General features: G+C 69.6%; 14 protein-coding genes. 6 read left to right on the top strand and 8 right to left on the bottom strand.

Going from position 1 to position 16,285, the window contains the following annotated elements; translation table 11 throughout:
- Positions 1–113 precede the first annotated feature (113 nt).
- Positions 114–1,451: a carboxylesterase family protein gene (locus ACZ6DL_RS11235; RefSeq protein ID WP_466050373.1), complete on the bottom strand. Its 1,338-nt coding sequence runs from the start codon at positions 1,449–1,451 to the stop codon at positions 114–116.
- A gap of 94 nt (positions 1,452–1,545) precedes the next feature.
- Here ACZ6DL_RS11235 and ACZ6DL_RS11230 point away from each other — a divergent pair, with 94 nt between their 5' ends.
- From ACZ6DL_RS11230 to ACZ6DL_RS11220, 3 genes are all read left to right on the top strand, one after another.
- On the top strand, positions 1,546–2,121 hold the full coding sequence (locus ACZ6DL_RS11230; RefSeq protein ID WP_466050372.1) for a TetR-like C-terminal domain-containing protein: 576 nt from the start codon (positions 1,546–1,548) through the stop codon (positions 2,119–2,121).
- A 180-nt stretch (positions 2,122–2,301) separates the two neighbouring features.
- Positions 2,302–3,081, top strand: coding sequence for a DsbA family protein (locus ACZ6DL_RS11225; protein WP_466050371.1), 780 nt, complete (start codon positions 2,302–2,304; stop codon positions 3,079–3,081).
- Positions 3,078–3,644: a vitamin K epoxide reductase family protein gene (locus tag ACZ6DL_RS11220; RefSeq protein ID WP_466050370.1), complete on the top strand. Its 567-nt coding sequence runs from the start codon at positions 3,078–3,080 to the stop codon at positions 3,642–3,644. The genes ACZ6DL_RS11225 and ACZ6DL_RS11220 overlap by 4 nt, the downstream gene beginning before the upstream one ends.
- A 6-nt stretch (positions 3,645–3,650) precedes the next feature.
- On the opposite strand, the gene ACZ6DL_RS11215 is transcribed toward ACZ6DL_RS11220, so the two are convergent.
- On the bottom strand, positions 3,651–4,775 hold the full coding sequence (locus tag ACZ6DL_RS11215) for a S1C family serine protease (RefSeq protein WP_466050369.1): 1,125 nt from the start codon (positions 4,773–4,775) through the stop codon (positions 3,651–3,653).
- 160 nt (positions 4,776–4,935) lie between these two features.
- On the opposite strand from ACZ6DL_RS11215, the gene ACZ6DL_RS11210 reads away from it, so the two are divergent.
- From ACZ6DL_RS11210 to ACZ6DL_RS11200, 3 genes are all read left to right on the top strand, one after another.
- Positions 4,936–5,988, top strand: coding sequence for an NAD(P)-dependent alcohol dehydrogenase (locus tag ACZ6DL_RS11210; RefSeq protein WP_466050368.1), 1,053 nt, complete (start codon positions 4,936–4,938; stop codon positions 5,986–5,988).
- Between the two features lie 73 nt (positions 5,989–6,061).
- The gene (locus ACZ6DL_RS11205) at positions 6,062–7,252 is read left to right on the top strand and encodes an AI-2E family transporter (protein WP_466050367.1); all 1,191 of its coding nucleotides are present in this window, start codon (positions 6,062–6,064) and stop codon (positions 7,250–7,252) included.
- Positions 7,253–7,356: 104 nt separating this feature from the next.
- Positions 7,357–8,700 (top strand): tetratricopeptide repeat protein, encoded by a 1,344-nt coding sequence (locus ACZ6DL_RS11200; RefSeq protein ID WP_466050366.1) that lies wholly within the window; start codon positions 7,357–7,359, stop codon positions 8,698–8,700.
- Here the strand turns inward: ACZ6DL_RS11200 and ACZ6DL_RS11195 are convergent.
- From ACZ6DL_RS11195 to ACZ6DL_RS11170, 6 genes are all read right to left on the bottom strand, one after another.
- Positions 8,681–9,247 carry a TetR/AcrR family transcriptional regulator gene (locus ACZ6DL_RS11195; RefSeq protein WP_466050365.1) on the bottom strand — a complete coding sequence of 189 codons (567 nt, stop codon included), beginning with the start codon at positions 9,245–9,247 and terminating at the stop codon, positions 8,681–8,683. The genes ACZ6DL_RS11200 and ACZ6DL_RS11195 overlap by 20 nt on opposite strands.
- Positions 9,247–9,669 (bottom strand): VOC family protein, encoded by a 423-nt coding sequence (locus ACZ6DL_RS11190; RefSeq protein WP_466050364.1) that lies wholly within the window; start codon positions 9,667–9,669, stop codon positions 9,247–9,249. Before ACZ6DL_RS11190 ends, ACZ6DL_RS11195 begins: the two co-directional genes overlap by 1 nt.
- Before the next feature lie 103 nt (positions 9,670–9,772).
- On the bottom strand, positions 9,773–12,079 hold the full coding sequence (gene metE / locus ACZ6DL_RS11185; RefSeq protein ID WP_466050363.1) for a 5-methyltetrahydropteroyltriglutamate--homocysteine S-methyltransferase: 2,307 nt from the start codon (positions 12,077–12,079) through the stop codon (positions 9,773–9,775).
- 391 nt (positions 12,080–12,470) lie between these two features.
- On the bottom strand, positions 12,471–13,340 hold the full coding sequence (locus ACZ6DL_RS11180) for a 3-hydroxybutyryl-CoA dehydrogenase (RefSeq protein WP_040870526.1): 870 nt from the start codon (positions 13,338–13,340) through the stop codon (positions 12,471–12,473).
- A 384-nt stretch (positions 13,341–13,724) separates the two neighbouring features.
- Positions 13,725–15,014 carry an isocitrate lyase gene (aceA, locus tag ACZ6DL_RS11175; protein ID WP_062968103.1) on the bottom strand — a complete coding sequence of 430 codons (1,290 nt, stop codon included), beginning with the start codon at positions 15,012–15,014 and terminating at the stop codon, positions 13,725–13,727.
- Positions 15,015–15,446: 432 nt separating this feature from the next.
- Positions 15,447–16,283, bottom strand: a complete 837-nt coding sequence (locus ACZ6DL_RS11170) for an alpha/beta fold hydrolase (protein ID WP_466050362.1) — start codon at positions 16,281–16,283, stop codon at positions 15,447–15,449.
- Between the last annotated feature and the right edge of the window lie 2 nt (positions 16,284–16,285).

Genomic DNA, 16,285 nt, shown 5'->3' with positions numbered 1-16,285 from the left:
GACGGCGTGCGGCGGCATCGTGCCGGAAGTCGGTCCGGTCGCACGGTGGCCGCCTGCTCACAGGCGACGAGGCAGGCCGACGCCGCGGGGGCGCCGCTTACGCGTGTGCCTGCTCAGGGCAGCTGACGGACGATACGCGAGCCGGGACGGTGGGGCGTCCAGCCGGCGTCGGCGATCCGTCCGGTGCGCACGAATTCGCCCCAATACTCCCGAGTTCGGTGGCCGAGCGCGTCGATCTGCGCGGCGGTCAGGGGCGCGAGCATCGGAGCGTCGCGCCAGGTGTCGCCGTCGGCGAACAGCAGCGGCAGATCGATGCAGTGGCATGCGCCGTACGGATTCGCGGGATGAAGCTGCTCCACGCGGTAGCAGTACACCCGCGCCCCGGCATCGGCCAATTCGTCGGCGAAACGAAACAACCCGTGCTCGAACGCCTTTCGCCCGATGAGATGCTGTACCGCCGCGTCGAGCCGCGCGCCCGTCACCGGCAGTCGCCGTAACCTGCCGAAAACCGGATGCGGGCCGCCGTAGAACGCTCGCGACTCCTCGGCCGTGCACCCGAGCACCACCGGCAGATCGGTGGCCGCGTCTCGTACCGCTCGCCGCCAAGCGTGCCGGTCGGGCAGTGGGCCGGCGTCGGCCACGGGCAAGAAGGGCGGCGCGGGGTTCAGCGCGGCGGGCCCGGCCACCCGGCGGACCGTACGTCCCTGCGCGGCGAGCAGGTCGGGTACCGGAGCGGTGCGCGGATCGGCGTCGAGTTCGGCGAGGAACATCGCCCCGACCCGCTCGGCGCGCCGATGGCTCTGGAAGCCGACGCCGAACGGTGCGCTCTGCACGATGGCCTGGGCGAACAGCGGCCTCGCTTCCGCGATCCCCAGCAGCGCGACGACCGACTGCGCGCCCGCCGACTGTCCCGATACGGTGACGCGTTCCGGATCGCCGCCGAACTCTCCGATGTGCTCCCGCACCCACCACAGCGCCGCGATCTGGTCGCGCAGACCGAGGTCTCCCGCCGAGACACCCGGTGCGCGGAGGTAGCCCAGCACGCCGAGGCGGTAGCTCACCGACACCACCACGATGCCGGTCTGCCGCACCAGCCGGTCCGCGTCGTACAGGTTCCATTGCCCGCTGCCCGCGAGATAGGCGCCGCCGTGCAGCCACACCAGGACCGGACAGCTGCCCGGTTCGGCGCTCACGGGGGTGGTGACGGTGAGGGCGAGGCAGTCCTCCGACTGCTCCAGGGCCTCCGCCCGCCCCATCACACCCTCGAGCCGTCCCGGCAACTGCGGTGCGATGGCGTACCGGCGCGTCGCGTCGTAGACCCCGTCATGGGCTTCGACCGGCTCCGGCGCGCCGAATCGCTCGGCCCGCGCGTAGGGAATCCCGCGGAACACCGCGACCGCACCGCGAGCCTCGCCACGCCAGCGTCCCGAGGACGCCACCACCTGCTCCATGCCACTCCCGCCTTCCATCGCAAGTCGACTTGCGATAGCACCACGCTAAGGCCCCACATCGAAGAAACGCAAGATGACTTGCGATAATCGCCGCATGGGCGATTCCCCCGCACAGATCCGCGGTGCGCGGTTACAGAAGGCCGTGCTCGACGCGACGCTGGCCCGCATCGAGTCGGCCGGCATCGGCGACGTGCGGATCGCCGATGTCGCCGCGGACGCGGGCGTGCACGAGACCTCGATCTACCGTCGGTGGAAATCGCTGCCCCGCTTGCTCCTGGACGCGCTGCTGTCCCGGGTGGGCGAACAGATCCAGCTCCCGGACACCGGTTCCTTGCGCGGCGATCTGGAGCGGTTCATGACCGATCTCATTCGCTTCGCGGAGACTCCGTCGGGCCGGGCCCTGATCCGCGGCACCGTGATCGCCGAGTCCGATCCCGAGGTGGAGGCCATCCGGCGCGAATTCTGGCTGCGGCGGCTGTCGTCGTCGGAAGAGATCGTCCGGCGCGGTATCGCCCGCGGGGACGTGGCGGCGACGGTGGACCCCCGGCTGACCATGCTGACACTGGGCGGCCTGGTCCATCTGCACGTCACGCAGCTCGGCGGCGAGCTGCCGCCCGGCCTGGCCCGTCACGCCGTCGATCTGATCCTCACCGGCATCGAACCGCGCTGACCATGCCGCCGCCGGGGTGATCCGGCCGGTATCACCGGTGGCGGGACGAATGTTTCGGAATCTCTCAGGAAAGCCGACCATGATGACCACTGTGGGCCGATCACGCGGGTAGGTGGCCTGCGGATCTACGATCGTGGCGGCAGGAACCGTCCGGCGAGCGAAAGGCGTGGTGAGCGCACGGTGAGCAAAAACCAGGGTGGGAAGTCGAACCCGCTGCTGGCGGCGGAACGCGCCGACCGCAACCGCAAGATCTTGATCCAGGTGGCCGTCGCCGCCGTGCTCGTCGCGCTGATCGCGGCGATCGGCATCGGCATCGCGGTGAAGAAGGCCCGCAACGACGATCCCGGCCCCACCCCGTCCATCGCGGCGACCGGCACCACGAACGCGGGCCCCGTGCCCGCCTCGATCACCGACAACGGCGCCATCCGGATCGGCAAGCCGGACGCGAAGGTCACCGTGCGCGTCGTCGCCGACCTCCAGTGCCCCGCCTGCAAGGCCTTCGAGGCGGCCAACGGACAGGTGCTCGAGGACGCGGTGGCCGACGGCACCGCGGCCGTCGAATACAACGTGATCGCCTTCCTGGACAAGGCCTCCACCACGCGGTACTCCTCGCGCGCCGGCAGCGCCTCCTACTGCGTCGCCGAAGCCGACCCGTCGAAGTACCAGGCTTGGCTGAAGGCGATGTTCGCACAGCAGCCACCGGAGGGCGGCGCGGGTCTGTCCGACGACCAGCTGGTCCAGATCGCCAAGAGCGCGGGCTACACCGATGACGCCGTCGCCCAGTGCATCACCGACCACAAGTACGACAAGTACATCCAGGCCCGCACCAAGGAAGTGCTCGACAGCGGCATCCAGTCGACGCCCTCGGTGTTCGTCGACGGTAAGAAGGTCGAGTCCAGCCAGGAGATCTTCGGTAACGGCGCTCTCGCACCCCTGATCAGCGCCGCCGCGGGCCGATGATCACCGCGGGGCCCCGGGCGGCCTGGGTCCTGTTGGTCGGCGGGCTGGCCGGCTGGCTGGCCGCGGTGGCGCTGACCGTGGAACGGTTCAAGCTGTTCACCGATCCCGGTTACACGCCGTCGTGCAGCATCAACCCGATCCTGTCCTGCGGGTCGGTGATGGTGACCGACCAGGCCGCGGTCTTCGGGTTCCCCAACCCCTTGATGGGCATCGTCGGGTTCACGGTCGTCGTCACGCTGGCCGCGCTGTCGGTGGCCGGGGTCGGCTTCCCGCGCTGGGTCTGGGGTGGGCTGTGGCTGGGCAACCTGCTCGGGCTCGCCTTCGTCTGCTGGCTGATCTTCGAGAGCCTGTACCGGATCAACGCGCTGTGCCCGTACTGCATGGTGGTCTGGGCGATCATCACGCCGCTGCTCGCGGTGAGCACCGATCAGCTGTGGGGGCGTTCCCGTGGTCCGCTCGGCGTGCTCGCCGAATGGCGCTGGACGCTCGTCGCGCTGTTCTTCGCGGTCGTGCTGCTGCTGGTGTTCCTGCGCTTCCAGGATTACTGGCTGTCGCTGGTCTGATCCGGATCAGTTCGGCGGGCCTGCGACCAGCGCCACCGGTACCGTGCGCCGGCCACTCGCGCCGGTGATGCCCAAGCGAATGGTGTCGTTGGGCTTGTGCGTGTTCAGCGCACTGCGCAGGGACTGCGCGTTGGTGACGGTGCGGTCGTCGATCGAGGTGATCACGTCACCGGCGGCCAGACCGGCGGCATGGGCGGGCAACCCGTACAGCGCCGCGTCCACTCGGGCTCCGGTACCGGCCGGCAGTGCGTTGGAGACCAGCACGCCGAGAGTGGCAGTGGGTCCGATGTGCACGGTGTCGGTCGGGGTGCCGGATCGAATCTGATCGACCACCCGCATCGCGGCGTCGATCGGCACCGCGTAGCCGTTCGCGGGGTGGTCGGCCGCCCGCGCTCCCTCGCCCGACGCCGCCGCGATGACGCCGACCACGGCGGCCTTCCGATCGACCAGCGCTCCCCCGGACTGTCCCGGCGTGACCGCCGCCGCGACCTCCAGCATCCCGTTTAGCGCTTTGCGCGACAGATCGGCGGCGTTGACCGCCACGATCGCGGTGTCCAGGTCGGTGAGGGGGCCGTGCACCGCGGTCGGCGTGCCGCCGGTCCCGCCCGCGTTGCCGATCGCCAGGACCTCCTCGCGCACGCGCAGTCCGGCCGACGTGCCGATGGTCGCGGTGGGCAGTTCGCTGGCCGCGGCCAGGTCGAGCAGCGCGATGTCGGCCTCGGCGTCGTAGCCGAGCACCTCCGCGTCGTAGACCTTGCCGTTGCCCACGTCGGTGACGGTCACGGTGTCGGCGCCCTTGACCACGTGATGACTGGTGAGCACCTCGCCGTCGGCGGTGAGGACGATGCCGGATCCCGCCGCGCCGGGCCCGGACCGCTCGGTCGAGGCATTGATGTTGACCAGCGCCGGTCGCACCGCCGCGGTGACGAGCCCGAGGTCAAGCGGCTCGGGCGGAGCGAACGCGACCGGGGCCGCGGTCCCGGCGGGGCCGGTCCGGTCGCTACCGGCCGGTTCGCCGCGATATCCGAGGAACGCGGCGACCGCGAGCACGAGGGTGACGGCGAGCACGAACACCCGGCCACCACGCGGCGTGCGCCGCGCTCCGGTCCACTGTTGCCGTTCTTCGTCCATGGCACTCCCGCCTCGGCCGAACCGCTCACCGAATCCATTGTCGCCGGAGAACGCCGCCGAAGATCATCGATCCGGCGACCGCGCCGGAAAAGGTGCCGTGAGCGGGTCTTTTTCGGGTCACGGTTGGCAATCGCACCCATGCGACGGTAGGCATGTCCTCATGAGCACAGCCGCCGCCTACGCCCTGTCCACCCCTGATGGCTCGTTCGAGAAGGTCACGATCCAGCGCAGGGACCTGGGCCCGCACGACGTGCTGATCGACATAGAATTCGCGGGCATCTGCCACTCCGACATCCACACCGCCCGTAACGAGTGGGGCAGAACCCGCTACCCCTGCGTGCCTGGCCACGAGATCGCGGGTGTGGTCGCCGCGGTCGGGGCCGCGGTGAGCAGGCATCAGGTCGGCGACCGCGTCGGCGTCGGCTGCATGGTCGATTCCTGCGGGGTCTGCGCGCCCTGCCTGGCCGACGAGGAGCAGTACTGCACCGCGGGCGCGACCATGACCTACAACAGCACGGTCGACCCGGCGGTGCAGCCCGGCGGGCACACCCTCGGCGGTTACGCCACGCAGATCGTGGTGACCGAGAACTTCGTGGTCGCCATCCCCGAGGGGATCGGCCTGGATGTGGCCGCGCCGCTGCTGTGCGCGGGCGTCACGCTGTACTCGCCGCTGCGGCACTGGAACGCCGGACCGGGCAAGAAGGTCGCGGTCATCGGCATGGGCGGGCTCGGCCACGTCGGGGTGAAGCTGGCGGCCGCCATGGGCGCCGAGGTGACCGTGCTGAGCCATTCGCTGAGCAAGCAGGACGACGGCAAGCTCTTCGGCGCGAGCGCCTACTACGCGACCAGCGACAAGCAGACCTTCCGCGAGCTGCGCGGCCGATTCGACCTGATTCTCAACACCGTGTCGGCGGACCTGCCGATCGATGACTACCTGCGGCTGCTGAACCTGGACGGCACCTTGGTGATCCTCGGCCTCCCCGACAACCCGATGAGCGTCAAGCCGTTGAACCTCGCCGGGTACCGCCGCTCGCTGGCGGGCTCGATGATCGGCGGCATCGCGCAGACCCAGGAGATGCTGAACTTCTGCGCCGAGCACGGCATCGGCGCGGAGATCGAGCTGATCGCCGCCGACGAGATCGACGGCGCCTACGACCGGGTCGTGGCCAGCGACGTGCGCTACCGCTTCGTCATCGACGTCTCGACCATGTGAGCCTGCTCGCCGTACCGGCGCGGCCCCGCGAAGTCCGGCCGCGAACCGGTCGCGGCGTGGGTACCTTGGCGGTGTGTCTGTGCAGGACGACGACGAGACGCCACCCGCCGACGGCGACCGCGGCATGCCGCCGTGGCTGCCGCGCGCGTTCCTGCTCGCCGCGGCGACGATCACCGGGTTGCTGGCGGCCTTCTGGGTGCTCGAGCGGCTACAGGGCCTGCTGACGGTTCTGCTGGTCTCGCTGTTCCTCGCCTTCGCGATCGAGCCCGCGGTGAACTGGCTGGCACGGCGCGGCATGCGGCGTGGTCCCGCGACCGGATTGGTGTTCCTCGTCCTGGCGGCCCTCGTCTTCGGCTTCCTCTGGACGCTGGGCGCCCTGCTGGTCGAGCAGGTCACCACCTTGGTGAAGAACGCCCCCGAATACGCCGACCGGGGCGTGGAGTGGATCAACCAAACCTTCCATCAGGATCTGTCCAGTACCGACATCCAGAAGTACGCCACCGACTGGAGCTCGACCCTGGAGGGCTACCTCACCGGGTTGGCGGGCAACGTGTGGGGCATCGGCACCGCCGCGCTCGGCGCGCTCTTCCAGGGCCTCGGCATTCTGCTGTTCACCTACTACTTCGCCGCCGACGGGCCCAGGATCCGCACGGCCGTCTGTTCGCTGCTGCCGCCACGGCGCCAGCGACACATATTGCGCGCGTGGGACATCGCGGTGGCGAAGACCGGCGGTTACATCTTCTCGCGCGGGCTGCTCGCCCTCGTCTCGACGCTGGCGCACTACGTGATGCTGCGGGTACTCGACGTGCCGTCCGCGTTCGCCCTCGCGCTGTGGGTTGGCGTGGTCTCCCAGTTCATCCCCACGGTCGGCACCTATCTCGCCGGCGCGCTGCCGGTGATCGTCGGGCTCGTGCACGGCCCGAGCACCGCGCTGTGGATTCTCGGGTTCATCGTGCTCTACCAGCAATTCGAGAACTACGTGCTGCAACCGCGGATCACCGCCTCCACCTTGGACATGCACCCGGCCGTCGCGTTCGGGGCGGTGCTGGCGGGCGCCGCGCTGCGCGGCGCGACCGGCGCACTGCTGGCCATCCCGGTCACCGCGACGGTGCAGGCGTTCGCCGGCGCCTACATCCGCCGCTACGACGTCCCCACGGACGTGGAGGCCGACATCGAGCGCACGAGTCCGCGCAAGCGGCGCCGAAAGTTCGCACGGCAGTTGACCCTCCGCCTGGCGGGCCGTCACAACCCGCCCGCGGACTGAGTCCACGCCGGTGACCGGCGTATCCCACGCCATGGGTAGCCAGGGATCGCGCGCCGATGTAGAACTTCTCGGAAACGATTCGCACCACTCGGTGCCGAGGCTGGATGGGAACAATGCTGAAGCGGCCGCCGGACCTCGCCTTCGACCTCGGCAAGATGCACCGCAGGCGCAACGACCTGGCGGCCGCGCGCGAGGCGTTCCAGATCGCGATCGCCTCCGGTCATCCGAACTGGGCGCCGCTGGCCGCCGCGGAGCTGGGCGGGCTGCTCAGCGCGTCGGGTGACAAGCCTGCCGCGGAAGGCGCCTACCACGTCGCGGTCGACTCCGGCCACGAAGACGCGGCGCCGCGCGCGGCCTACAACCTCGGCCTGCTGCTGGCCGAGCGCGGCGACACCGCAGCGGCCGAAGCGATGTACGAGCGCGCCGCCGCGTCCGGCCATGCCGACGCCGCACCACGGGCCTGGATCAATCTCGGCTACTCGCGGGCCAAGCGCGGCGACTCGGACGCGGCGCGCACGGCCTACCAGAACGCCATCGACGCCGGACCCGGCGATATCGCCCGGCTGGCGCTGTCCAACCTGGCCTACCTTCTGCGCACCGAGGACGACCTCGCGGGCGTGAAGGCCGCCTACCGCTCCGTGATCGACGACTGGCCCGGGGATCAGGCGCTGATCGTCGCGGGCGATCTGGTGCAGCATCTCGGCGAGGCGGGCGATTGGGCGGGGGCCAGGGAAATCAGCCGGTCCATGGCCGAATCGGACGATCCCGCGGTCGCCGCACGGGCCAGCTTCGAGGTCGGGGTGTTCAGCGAGCGGCTCGGCGAACCGGACGTGGCGCTGGCGGCGTTCCAGCGTGCGCTGGATTCGGCGGATGCCGAAGCCCGCACCCGGGCGGCGGCCGCGCTCGCTCCGACCTACCACGAGCGCGCCGCGACCGTGCTGCGCGAGACGGACTGGGCGGCGCTCGCGCACGCCCACGGGTCCGCGGGCGACGCTCCGGCCATGCTCGCCGATCTGATCGGCGCGGATGTCGACGACCAGGTGCGCGGGGTCGTCTTCCTGTTCTCCGCCGTCCTGCATCAGGGGTCGATCTACTCCGTCACCGCGCCCGCCGCCGAAGTCGTGCTCGGCGCCTTGCTGCACGAGCGCACGGAGGTGACCTACGCCCGCGCCTGGCTGCGCGAGCCGCAACCGCTGCGGGTGGAACTGCTCAACTGGCTGCACGAGGTGATCGCCACCGCGGCATGGCAATCCGCCGCCGAGGACGACGCCGAACTCACCCCGGCCGACCGCGCCGCGGCCGCGGACTGCTTGGCGCTGCTGCCGCGCGTGCGGGCCGCCACGGCGGCCGCGCTGGCCGTCGCCGAGGCCGACGCGGTGGCCGACGCCGCCACCGACCTGCTCGCTACGTTGAGCGCCCTGCCTCCCGTCAGCGGGCGATCGCGCTGAGTACCGCGGCGACCGACTGTTCGGCGAGTTCGTCCGTCAGCGGCAGGTGTCCGAACAACGCGCGGTAGTAGATCGGCGCGGCGACCGAGTCCAGCACGAAATCCACATCGATGCCGGGGTCCACTTCGCCGCGCGCGATGGCCGCGCGCAGGGCCGTCGCCGTGGTTTGCCGCCGCGGTTCGAAGACGGTGGCCAAGAAGTGGGCGCGCAACTGCTCGTCGCCGGCCAGGTCCGCGACCAGCGCGGGCAGCACCCGGTGCAGCGAGGTGTCGCGCAGTGCGATGACGAGATCGCGCATGGCGCGGGTCAGGTCGGCGCGGAGGTCGCCGGTGTCCGGAGTCGGTCGCAGGCCGAGCAGACCGGCCACCACGTCGACCACCAAGTGCCGCTTCGACGGCCACCTGCGGTAGATCGCGGGCCGGTGCAGGCCCGCCCTGCCCGCGACCTGACCGATGGACAGGTCGGCGTACCCGACCTCGTCGAGCAACTCACGCGCGGCGCCGAGCACCGCGGCGTCGATGCGGTCGTCGCGGGTTCGCCCCGCCATCAGAAGACCGGCCGCGGCATCAGGACGACCCGCCAGCCGTCCGGATCGGGAAAGGTCAAGCCGCCGTTGGCCGCCCAGTACGGGTTCTCGGCAGGCACCGGATCGACGCCGAACTCACCGAGCCGCTGTGCCACGTCGTACATGTCCGACTCACCCGCGAAATAGAGCACCAACAGGTTCTCCTCGCTCGGCGCTTCGCCGGGACTGCCGTCCACATGCGTGGTGAATTCCAAGTGGTATCCGGCTCCGGGCAATCCGAGCATCACCCCGTCGTAACCGGCGTGGTTCTGGAATCGGTAGAGCTCGCGCAGCCCGAGTCCGTCGACGTAGAAGCGCACCACCTCGTCGAGCCGGTCGGTGGGGCGGGCGATCCGGACCTGTGCGACGCGCAGGGTGTCGGGCCAGTTGTCATCGGTGCGCATAACGCGAATATTACAGTACGTACCGTACTGAAATAAGGCGAGACAGACCGAGGGCCGTCCGCGTTCGGTCGAACGAAGACGGCCCTCGGCGCGCGGTTGCGCCTCAGTCGGTGGACTCCACCCGCCTGCGGACGCGGCGCGCCGCGGCGACCATGTTGCGCAACGACGGCTCGAGCTGCCAGTAATGCCGGGTCTTCAGACCGCCGTCCGGATTGGCCCACAACCGCTGCGGCGTCACCGCTTCGGCTGCCGCGGTGAGCAGTTCGTCCAGCTCGTCGATGTCCGGGATGCGCGCGGACCGGCTCTCGTACACGCCGGGGCCGACGCCGTGACTGAGCCCGTGCCCGGAGGCGCAGTCCTCCCTCAGCGCCCGCAGCACCCACTCGATCGAGCGGGTCGCCACGATGGCGGTGACGTCGGCGTCGAGTGCCTCGATCGCCTCCACCACCTCGGCACGGCCGGAATATCCGATGTGCGTGTGGATCTGCGTCTCGGCCTGCACCCCGGAGGTGGCCAACCGGAACGCGCCGATCGCCCAGCGCAGGTATTCGGCGCGGCCCTCCGGGCGCAGCGGCAGCATCTCCCGGATCGCCGGTTCGTCGACCTGGATGATCGCGATACCCGCCTTCTCCAGGTCCACCACCTCGTCGCGAATGGCCAGCGCCACCTGGTCGGCGGTCTCGTGCAGCGGCTGGTCCTGCCGGACGAAGGATCGGGCGATCATGGTGACCGGCCCGGTGACCATGCCCTTGACCGGCTTGTCGGTCAGCGACTGCGCGTAGCTGATCCACTCCACCGACATCGGCGCCGGGCGCGACACATCGCCGTAGATGATCGGCGGCCGCACACAACGGGATCCGTACACCTGCACCCAGCCGAAGCGGGTGGTCGCGAAGCCGTCGAGCAGCTCGGCGAAGTACTGGATCATGTCGTTGCGCTCGTGCTCGCCGTGCACCAGCACATCGAGGCCGATGTCCTCCTGCAACCGGATCGTCGCCTCGATCTCGGCCTCGATCCGCTTGCGGTACTCCTCGTAGGACAAGCGGCCCTCACCCAGTTCGTAGCGCGCCTGGCGGATGCGGTCGGTCTGCGGGAAGGAACCGAGCGTGGTCGCGGGCACCGGCGGCAGGTTCAGCTTGCGCTGCTGGGCTTCGCGGCGCACCTCGTAGGGCTCCCGCGAGCGCATGTCCGGGGTGACCGCGTAGACCCGCTGCCGCACCGCGTGCTTCTGCTTGAAGTGCACCTCGGTGGGGCGCTTGCGCCACTTGTCCGACGGGCCTTCGGTGAGCGCCTTCGCGAGCGAGACCACCTCGCCCACCTTCTGTTTCGCGAACGCGAGCCGGTCGGCGACGTGCCCCTCGATGTCGTATTCGATCAGCAGGTCGTAGGGCACGTGCAGCAGCGTGGTCCCGGTCGAGACGACCAGGTCCGGGCACACCTTGGCCAGTTCGTTGAGGTATTCCAGCGTGACGTAGCGGTCCGCGCGCCACACGTTGCGACCGCTGATCACACCCGCGTACAGGCGCTTGCGGCGGATGCCGGGCACCTTGGCGAGATCCTCCGGGCGCATCCGGTAGCTGGCCAGGTCGAGACCGATCGCCTCGATATTGGTGCCCGCCAGGATGGTCAGCGCCTCGCCGAAATCGCCGTACTGTCCGGTGACCAGGATGCGCGGGCGCAGCGGGGCCTTGCCCAAGCGGTGATAGGCGGCCTCGAACGCGGCCAGCTCGGCGGGCGTGCGCTCGCTGGTGAACGCGGGCTCGTCCAGCTGCACGCAGGTGGCGCCACGCTTGGCGAGGATCTCGAACAGTTCCTCGTAGACCGGTAGCAGCTTGTCCAACAGGCTGAGGGTGTCGAATCCGCCGGACTCACCGGGGATGTGCCCGGCCTTGGACAGCAGCAGCAGCGACACCGGGCCGATGATTACCGGCCGCAGTTCGATGCCGACCGCCTTCGCGCGGTCGAATTCGTCGAGCAGCGCCTCGGGGTGCAGCGAGAACTCGGTGCCCGCGTCCACTTCCGGCTGGCGGTAGTGGTAGTTCGTGCCGAAGAACCGGACCAGCTCGAGCGGCGGCAGATCCGGGCGGCCGCGCGCCATCAGGAAGTAGAAGTCCAGCGGGTGCAGTCCGTCGCGGTAGGGCTCGAACCGCCGGGGCACCGCACCGAACAGCAGCGCGTTGTCCAGCACGTGGTCGTAGAAGGAGAAGGTGTTGCCCGGCACCTGGGTCAAGCCGGTGGCGGCCAGTTCGTTGAACTGGGTCTCCTGGATCTCGCGACCCACCGCCAGCAGTTCTTCGCGGTCGAGCGAACCGTGCCAGTAGGCCTCCAGCGCCCGCTTGAGTTCGCGGTGCGGCCCGATCCTGGGATAGCCGAGAATGCTCGACCCGTAGCCGTCGGTCACGTTCACCATGAGCGGGACAACCCCTTTCGATCACCTGCGCGGCCCGCCGAGATCGACGGGACGATCCAGCGCTGCGCTCTGGATACCCAGCCGAGCCGTCGACATGGCCCGGCTGTTGTGCAGCTTATGCCGATTGCCGTCACCGGCTCGGCAACACCAACTTCTGGTCGACTCCGCATCGAGGTGTGCCGGTGTCGTTTCTCACCGGTCGCGCACCGTGGCGTCGGTCAATCGTTCGGAACTCGCCTGCCTGACCCGCCGGGTGCGAGTCCTACGAGCACCGTTCGCGGCCCGTCTCGCGTCCGAGTGTCCGTTGCGCATGCGCCGCAGGCGCGAGCAGCGGACGCTCGGACGCGAGACTTCCAGGGGCCGCGAACACGCAGCGCCGCAGGCGCTGCAATCAGGCCCGGTACTGGTAGAAGCCCGCGCCGGTCTTCTTGCCGAGCAGTCCCGCCTCGACCATGCGCATGAGCAGCGGCGGGGCCGAGTACAGCGGCTCCTTGAACTCGCCGTACATGGAGTCGGCGATGGACTTGACCGTGTCCAAGCCGACCAGGTCGGTCAGCGCCAGCGGGCCCATCGGGTGGGCGCAGCCGAGCACCATCGCCTTGTCGACGTCCTCCTTGGTGGCGAAGCCGGACTCGACCATGCGGATCGCCGACAGCAGGTACGGCACCAGCAGCGCGTTGACCACGAAGCCGGAGCGGTCGGCCGAGCGCACGACCTGCTTGCCGAGCACCTCGCCCGCGAAGGCCTCGGCCCGTACGGAGACCGACTCGCTGGTCTTCAGCGTGGTGACCAGCTCGACGAGCGGCAGCACCGGCACCGGGTTGAAGAAGTGCATGCCGACCACGCGCTCGGGGTTCGCCGTGGCGACCGCGATCTTCATGATCGGGATGGACGAGGTGTTGGAGGCCAGTACGGCGGAGGGGTCGGTGACGACCTTGTCGAGTTCGGCGAAGATGCTGGTCTTGACCTTCTCGTCCTCCAGCACCGCCTCGACCACCAGCTGGCGATCGGCGAAGTCGCCGAGGTCGGAGGTGAACCGCAGACGCCAGGCGGCCTGTTCGCGCTCGCGCTCGGTGATCTTGCCGCTGCTCACGCCGCGATCGAGGGACCGGAGGATGCGCGCGCGACCGGCCGCGGCCAGTTCCCGGGTCTGCTCGAACACCAGCACGTCGACGTGCGCCCTGGCACACACCTCCGCGATTCCTGCGCCCATCTGGCCGGCGCCGATAATGCCGACGCGTTGGATCTTTTCGCTGCTCACGTCCCGCTCCTGCTGGGTTGTCTGGCTCTGGGGTGGCTGGTCTGCGAAGGTGTCGCTCCGGTGTGAGCGCGTCCTTCGATGGTCCAAGGTATAGGGATGCCCTCCCCGCCGGGGCTGTTCAGCGGGGAGGGCAGTACACCCCTACCGGAGTAGAGGATCGGCGGTTTTCACGTCGGGAACCTCACTTCCCTAGCGAGCACCAGTGGTAGGCATCCGTTCGTGAGTTCGGCTGCTTACGCAACCGCCCACGCGCGAGGCCATCGAGCGCCGTTCGCGGCCCGTCTCGTGTCCGAGTGTCCGATGCGCATGCGCCGCAGGCGCGAGCAGCGGGCGCTCGGACACGAGACTCACAGGGGCCGCGAACACGCCGCGCGGAGGCGCGGCCTAATGGAACTGTCCCTCTTCGGTGGAGCCCTTGAGCGCCGCGGTGGAGGTGTTCGGGTCCACGGTGGTGGCGATGGTGTCGAAGTAGCCCGCGCCGACCTCACGCTGGTGCTTGATCGCGGTGAAGCCACGCTCGGCGGCGGCCTTGAACTCGCGCTCCTGCAGGTCGACGAAGGCGGTCATGCCCTCGCGGGCGTAGCCGTAGGCCAGGTCGAACATGCCGTAGTTGAGCGAGTGGAAGCCGGCCAGGGTGATGAACTGGAACTTGAAGCCCATCGCGCCGAGCTCACGCTGGAACTTCGCGATGGTCGCGTCGTCCAGGTGGGCCTTCCAGTTGAAGGACGGCGAGCAGTTGTAGGCCAGCAGCTGGTCCGGGAACTCGCCACGGACGGCCTCGGCGAATTTGCGCGCGACCTCGAGGTCCGGCACGCCGGTCTCCATCCAGATGAGGTCGGCGTAGGGGGCGTAGGCCTTGGCACGCGCGATGCAGGGCTCGATGCCGTTCTTCACACCGAAGAAGCCCTCGGGGGTGCGGGTGCCGTCCAGGAACTCGCGGTCGCGCTCGTCCACGTCCGAGGTGATCAGGGTGGCGGCCTCGGCGTCGGTGCGGGCGATGATCACCGACGGCACGTCGGCGACGTCGGCGGCCAGACGCGCGGAGGTCAGGGTGCGGATGTGCTGCTGGGTCGGGATCAGCACCTTGCCGCCCAGGTGGCCGCACTTCTTCTCGGAGGCCAGCTGGTCTTCCCAGTGCACACCGGCGGCGCCTGCGGCGATCATGGCCTTCTGCAGCTCGTAGGCGTTCAGCGCGCCACCGAAGCCGGCCTCGGCGTCGGCGACGATCGGCGCCAGCCAGTTGGAGACGGAGGTGTCGCCCTCGACCTTGGCGATCTCGTCGGCGCGCAGCAGCGCGTTGTTGATGCGGCGGACCACGGACGGAACCGAGTTGGCCGGGTACAGCGACTGGTCGGGGTAGGTGTGGCCGGACAGGTTCGCGTCACCGGCGACCTGCCAACCCGACAGGTAGATGGCCTTCAGGCCGGCGCGGACCTGCTGGACCGCCTGGTTGCCGGTGAGAGCGCCGAGGGAGTTGATGTAGTCCTCGTTGTTGACGAGATCCCAGAGGATCTCCGAACCGCGGCGGGCGAGGGTCGCCTCCTCGACGACGGTGCCCTGGAGCTTCGACACCTGCTCCGCGGTGTAGTTACGGGTGACGCCCTTCCAGCGGGGGTTGGTGTCCCAATCCTGCTGGATTTCCGCGGCGGTCCTCGGGGTGCCGGTGGTCGACATCTGTGACTCCACTTCTTCGTTCGGTCCATGCCGCCCGGTCCCGAGCTACGAGGCAGCTCGTACTGCTGGAGCGGCAATTTGCAGGCTTGCTAGGCCCTTGGGGTGTACTTTCACACGATGGCACACGGAGAAATGGGCGTCTACCTGTTGTTAGTGTGAATCTCAGCTAGGTTTTCCGACACCTTTGCTAACTCTGCAAAATTTGCCACCGAATTGCAAAGGTGCAATCTACTGGCCGGTAGCGCTGACGTGCGGTTTTAGCGTAACGCTTGTACTGTTAGCGATCGGCGGGCGGCCCTCCCTCGCCAGGGGTCGGGATTCCCCACTGTGAGCACCTTCACAAGTCCTGGCGGGTGCCTTTCGTGTGGGCCACGCCACCCGTCGGCGAGCGGGCCGACGCGCGGAGGGCCACCCACGAGCGCGCCGAACCGCCTACTCCGGCGCCCCGAGGACCTCACACACCTTGGCGGCGTACGCGGCTGGGTGGGTCAGGTTCCCGTTGTGCCCGCCGGGGAATTCCACCGCCGGCTCGCCGCACAGAGCCGCGAGTTCCCGTGCGGCCTTGTAGTCGAAGACCTGCCGCGGTGTGGTGCGCCCGCAGGCCGGAACGATGCGCACCGGCGACTGCCGCAGCGGCGCGACATCGAGTTGGTCGGCGCGGATCGCGGTGAAGTCGTACTCCAGGAAGTACTCGAAGTTCGCGGCGCGCTCCGGTCCGAGCGGAGGCGCGGTGACGCCGGGTTCCCGATCCTGGTTCCGCGGATCTATCCCCAGCGTCCGCACCATCGGCGCGAGCGCCGCTTGCCAGCCGTGCTCGGCGAAGACTCGCTGGCAGTCTTCGAGTTCGGCGAGCTGATCGGCGCGGTCGGCGGCGGCGAGCAGCCACGGCGTGACGGGCTCGTGCGCGATGAGGGTGTGCAGCCGATCCGGATGCCGAACCGCGAGGTGCAGGCCGATGGCCGCTCCCATGCTGCAACCGAGCATGCGCACCGGCTGGTCGGTCAACGCCGAGAGCAGGCGGAACACGTCGTCGGCGTGCGTCGCCACCGAGGTGGGCCCGAGGGGATCACGCAGCACGCTGCGCGACAGTCCGCGCCGGTCGTAGGTGACGACGGTGAAGCGCCGCTCGAGGTGCGCGACCAGATCCTCGCTGCGCCGCGCGTCCCCCTCCCCGCTCTGCGCGATCAGCAACATCGGACCGCTGCCGCGAACTTCGTAGTACAGGTCGGCTCCGGGGACCTCGAGGGTGCCGGTGGAAATCGTGCTCATGC

This window comes from Nocardia sp. NPDC041819 (assembly GCF_055590505.1).
This window is presented reverse-complemented; position numbering and strand designations above follow the sequence as displayed.

What these genes read in the sequence shown, in the direction of transcription:
- ACZ6DL_RS11195 (WP_466050365.1), bottom strand. Translation starts at nt 9,247, where the DNA reads ATGGCGGGGCGAACCCGCGACGACCGCATCGACGCCGCGGTGCTCGGC.
- ACZ6DL_RS11235 (WP_466050373.1), bottom strand. Translation starts at nt 1,451, where the DNA reads ATGGAGCAGGTGGTGGCGTCCTCGGGACGCTGGCGTGGCGAGGCTCGC.
- ACZ6DL_RS11210 (WP_466050368.1), top strand. Translation starts at nt 4,936, where the DNA reads ATGAGCACAGCCGCCGCCTACGCCCTGTCCACCCCTGATGGCTCGTTC.
- ACZ6DL_RS11190 (WP_466050364.1), bottom strand. Translation starts at nt 9,669, where the DNA reads ATGCGCACCGATGACAACTGGCCCGACACCCTGCGCGTCGCACAGGTC.
- metE (WP_466050363.1), bottom strand. Translation starts at nt 12,079, where the DNA reads ATGGTGAACGTGACCGACGGCTACGGGTCGAGCATTCTCGGCTATCCC.
- ACZ6DL_RS11170 (WP_466050362.1), bottom strand. Translation starts at nt 16,283, where the DNA reads ATGAGCACGATTTCCACCGGCACCCTCGAGGTCCCCGGAGCCGACCTG.
- aceA (WP_062968103.1), bottom strand. Translation starts at nt 15,014, where the DNA reads ATGTCGACCACCGGCACCCCGAGGACCGCCGCGGAAATCCAGCAGGAT.
- ACZ6DL_RS11230 (WP_466050372.1), top strand. Translation starts at nt 1,546, where the DNA reads ATGGGCGATTCCCCCGCACAGATCCGCGGTGCGCGGTTACAGAAGGCC.
- ACZ6DL_RS11200 (WP_466050366.1), top strand. Translation starts at nt 7,357, where the DNA reads ATGGGAACAATGCTGAAGCGGCCGCCGGACCTCGCCTTCGACCTCGGC.
- ACZ6DL_RS11215 (WP_466050369.1), bottom strand. Translation starts at nt 4,775, where the DNA reads ATGGACGAAGAACGGCAACAGTGGACCGGAGCGCGGCGCACGCCGCGT.
- ACZ6DL_RS11220 (WP_466050370.1), top strand. Translation starts at nt 3,078, where the DNA reads ATGATCACCGCGGGGCCCCGGGCGGCCTGGGTCCTGTTGGTCGGCGGG.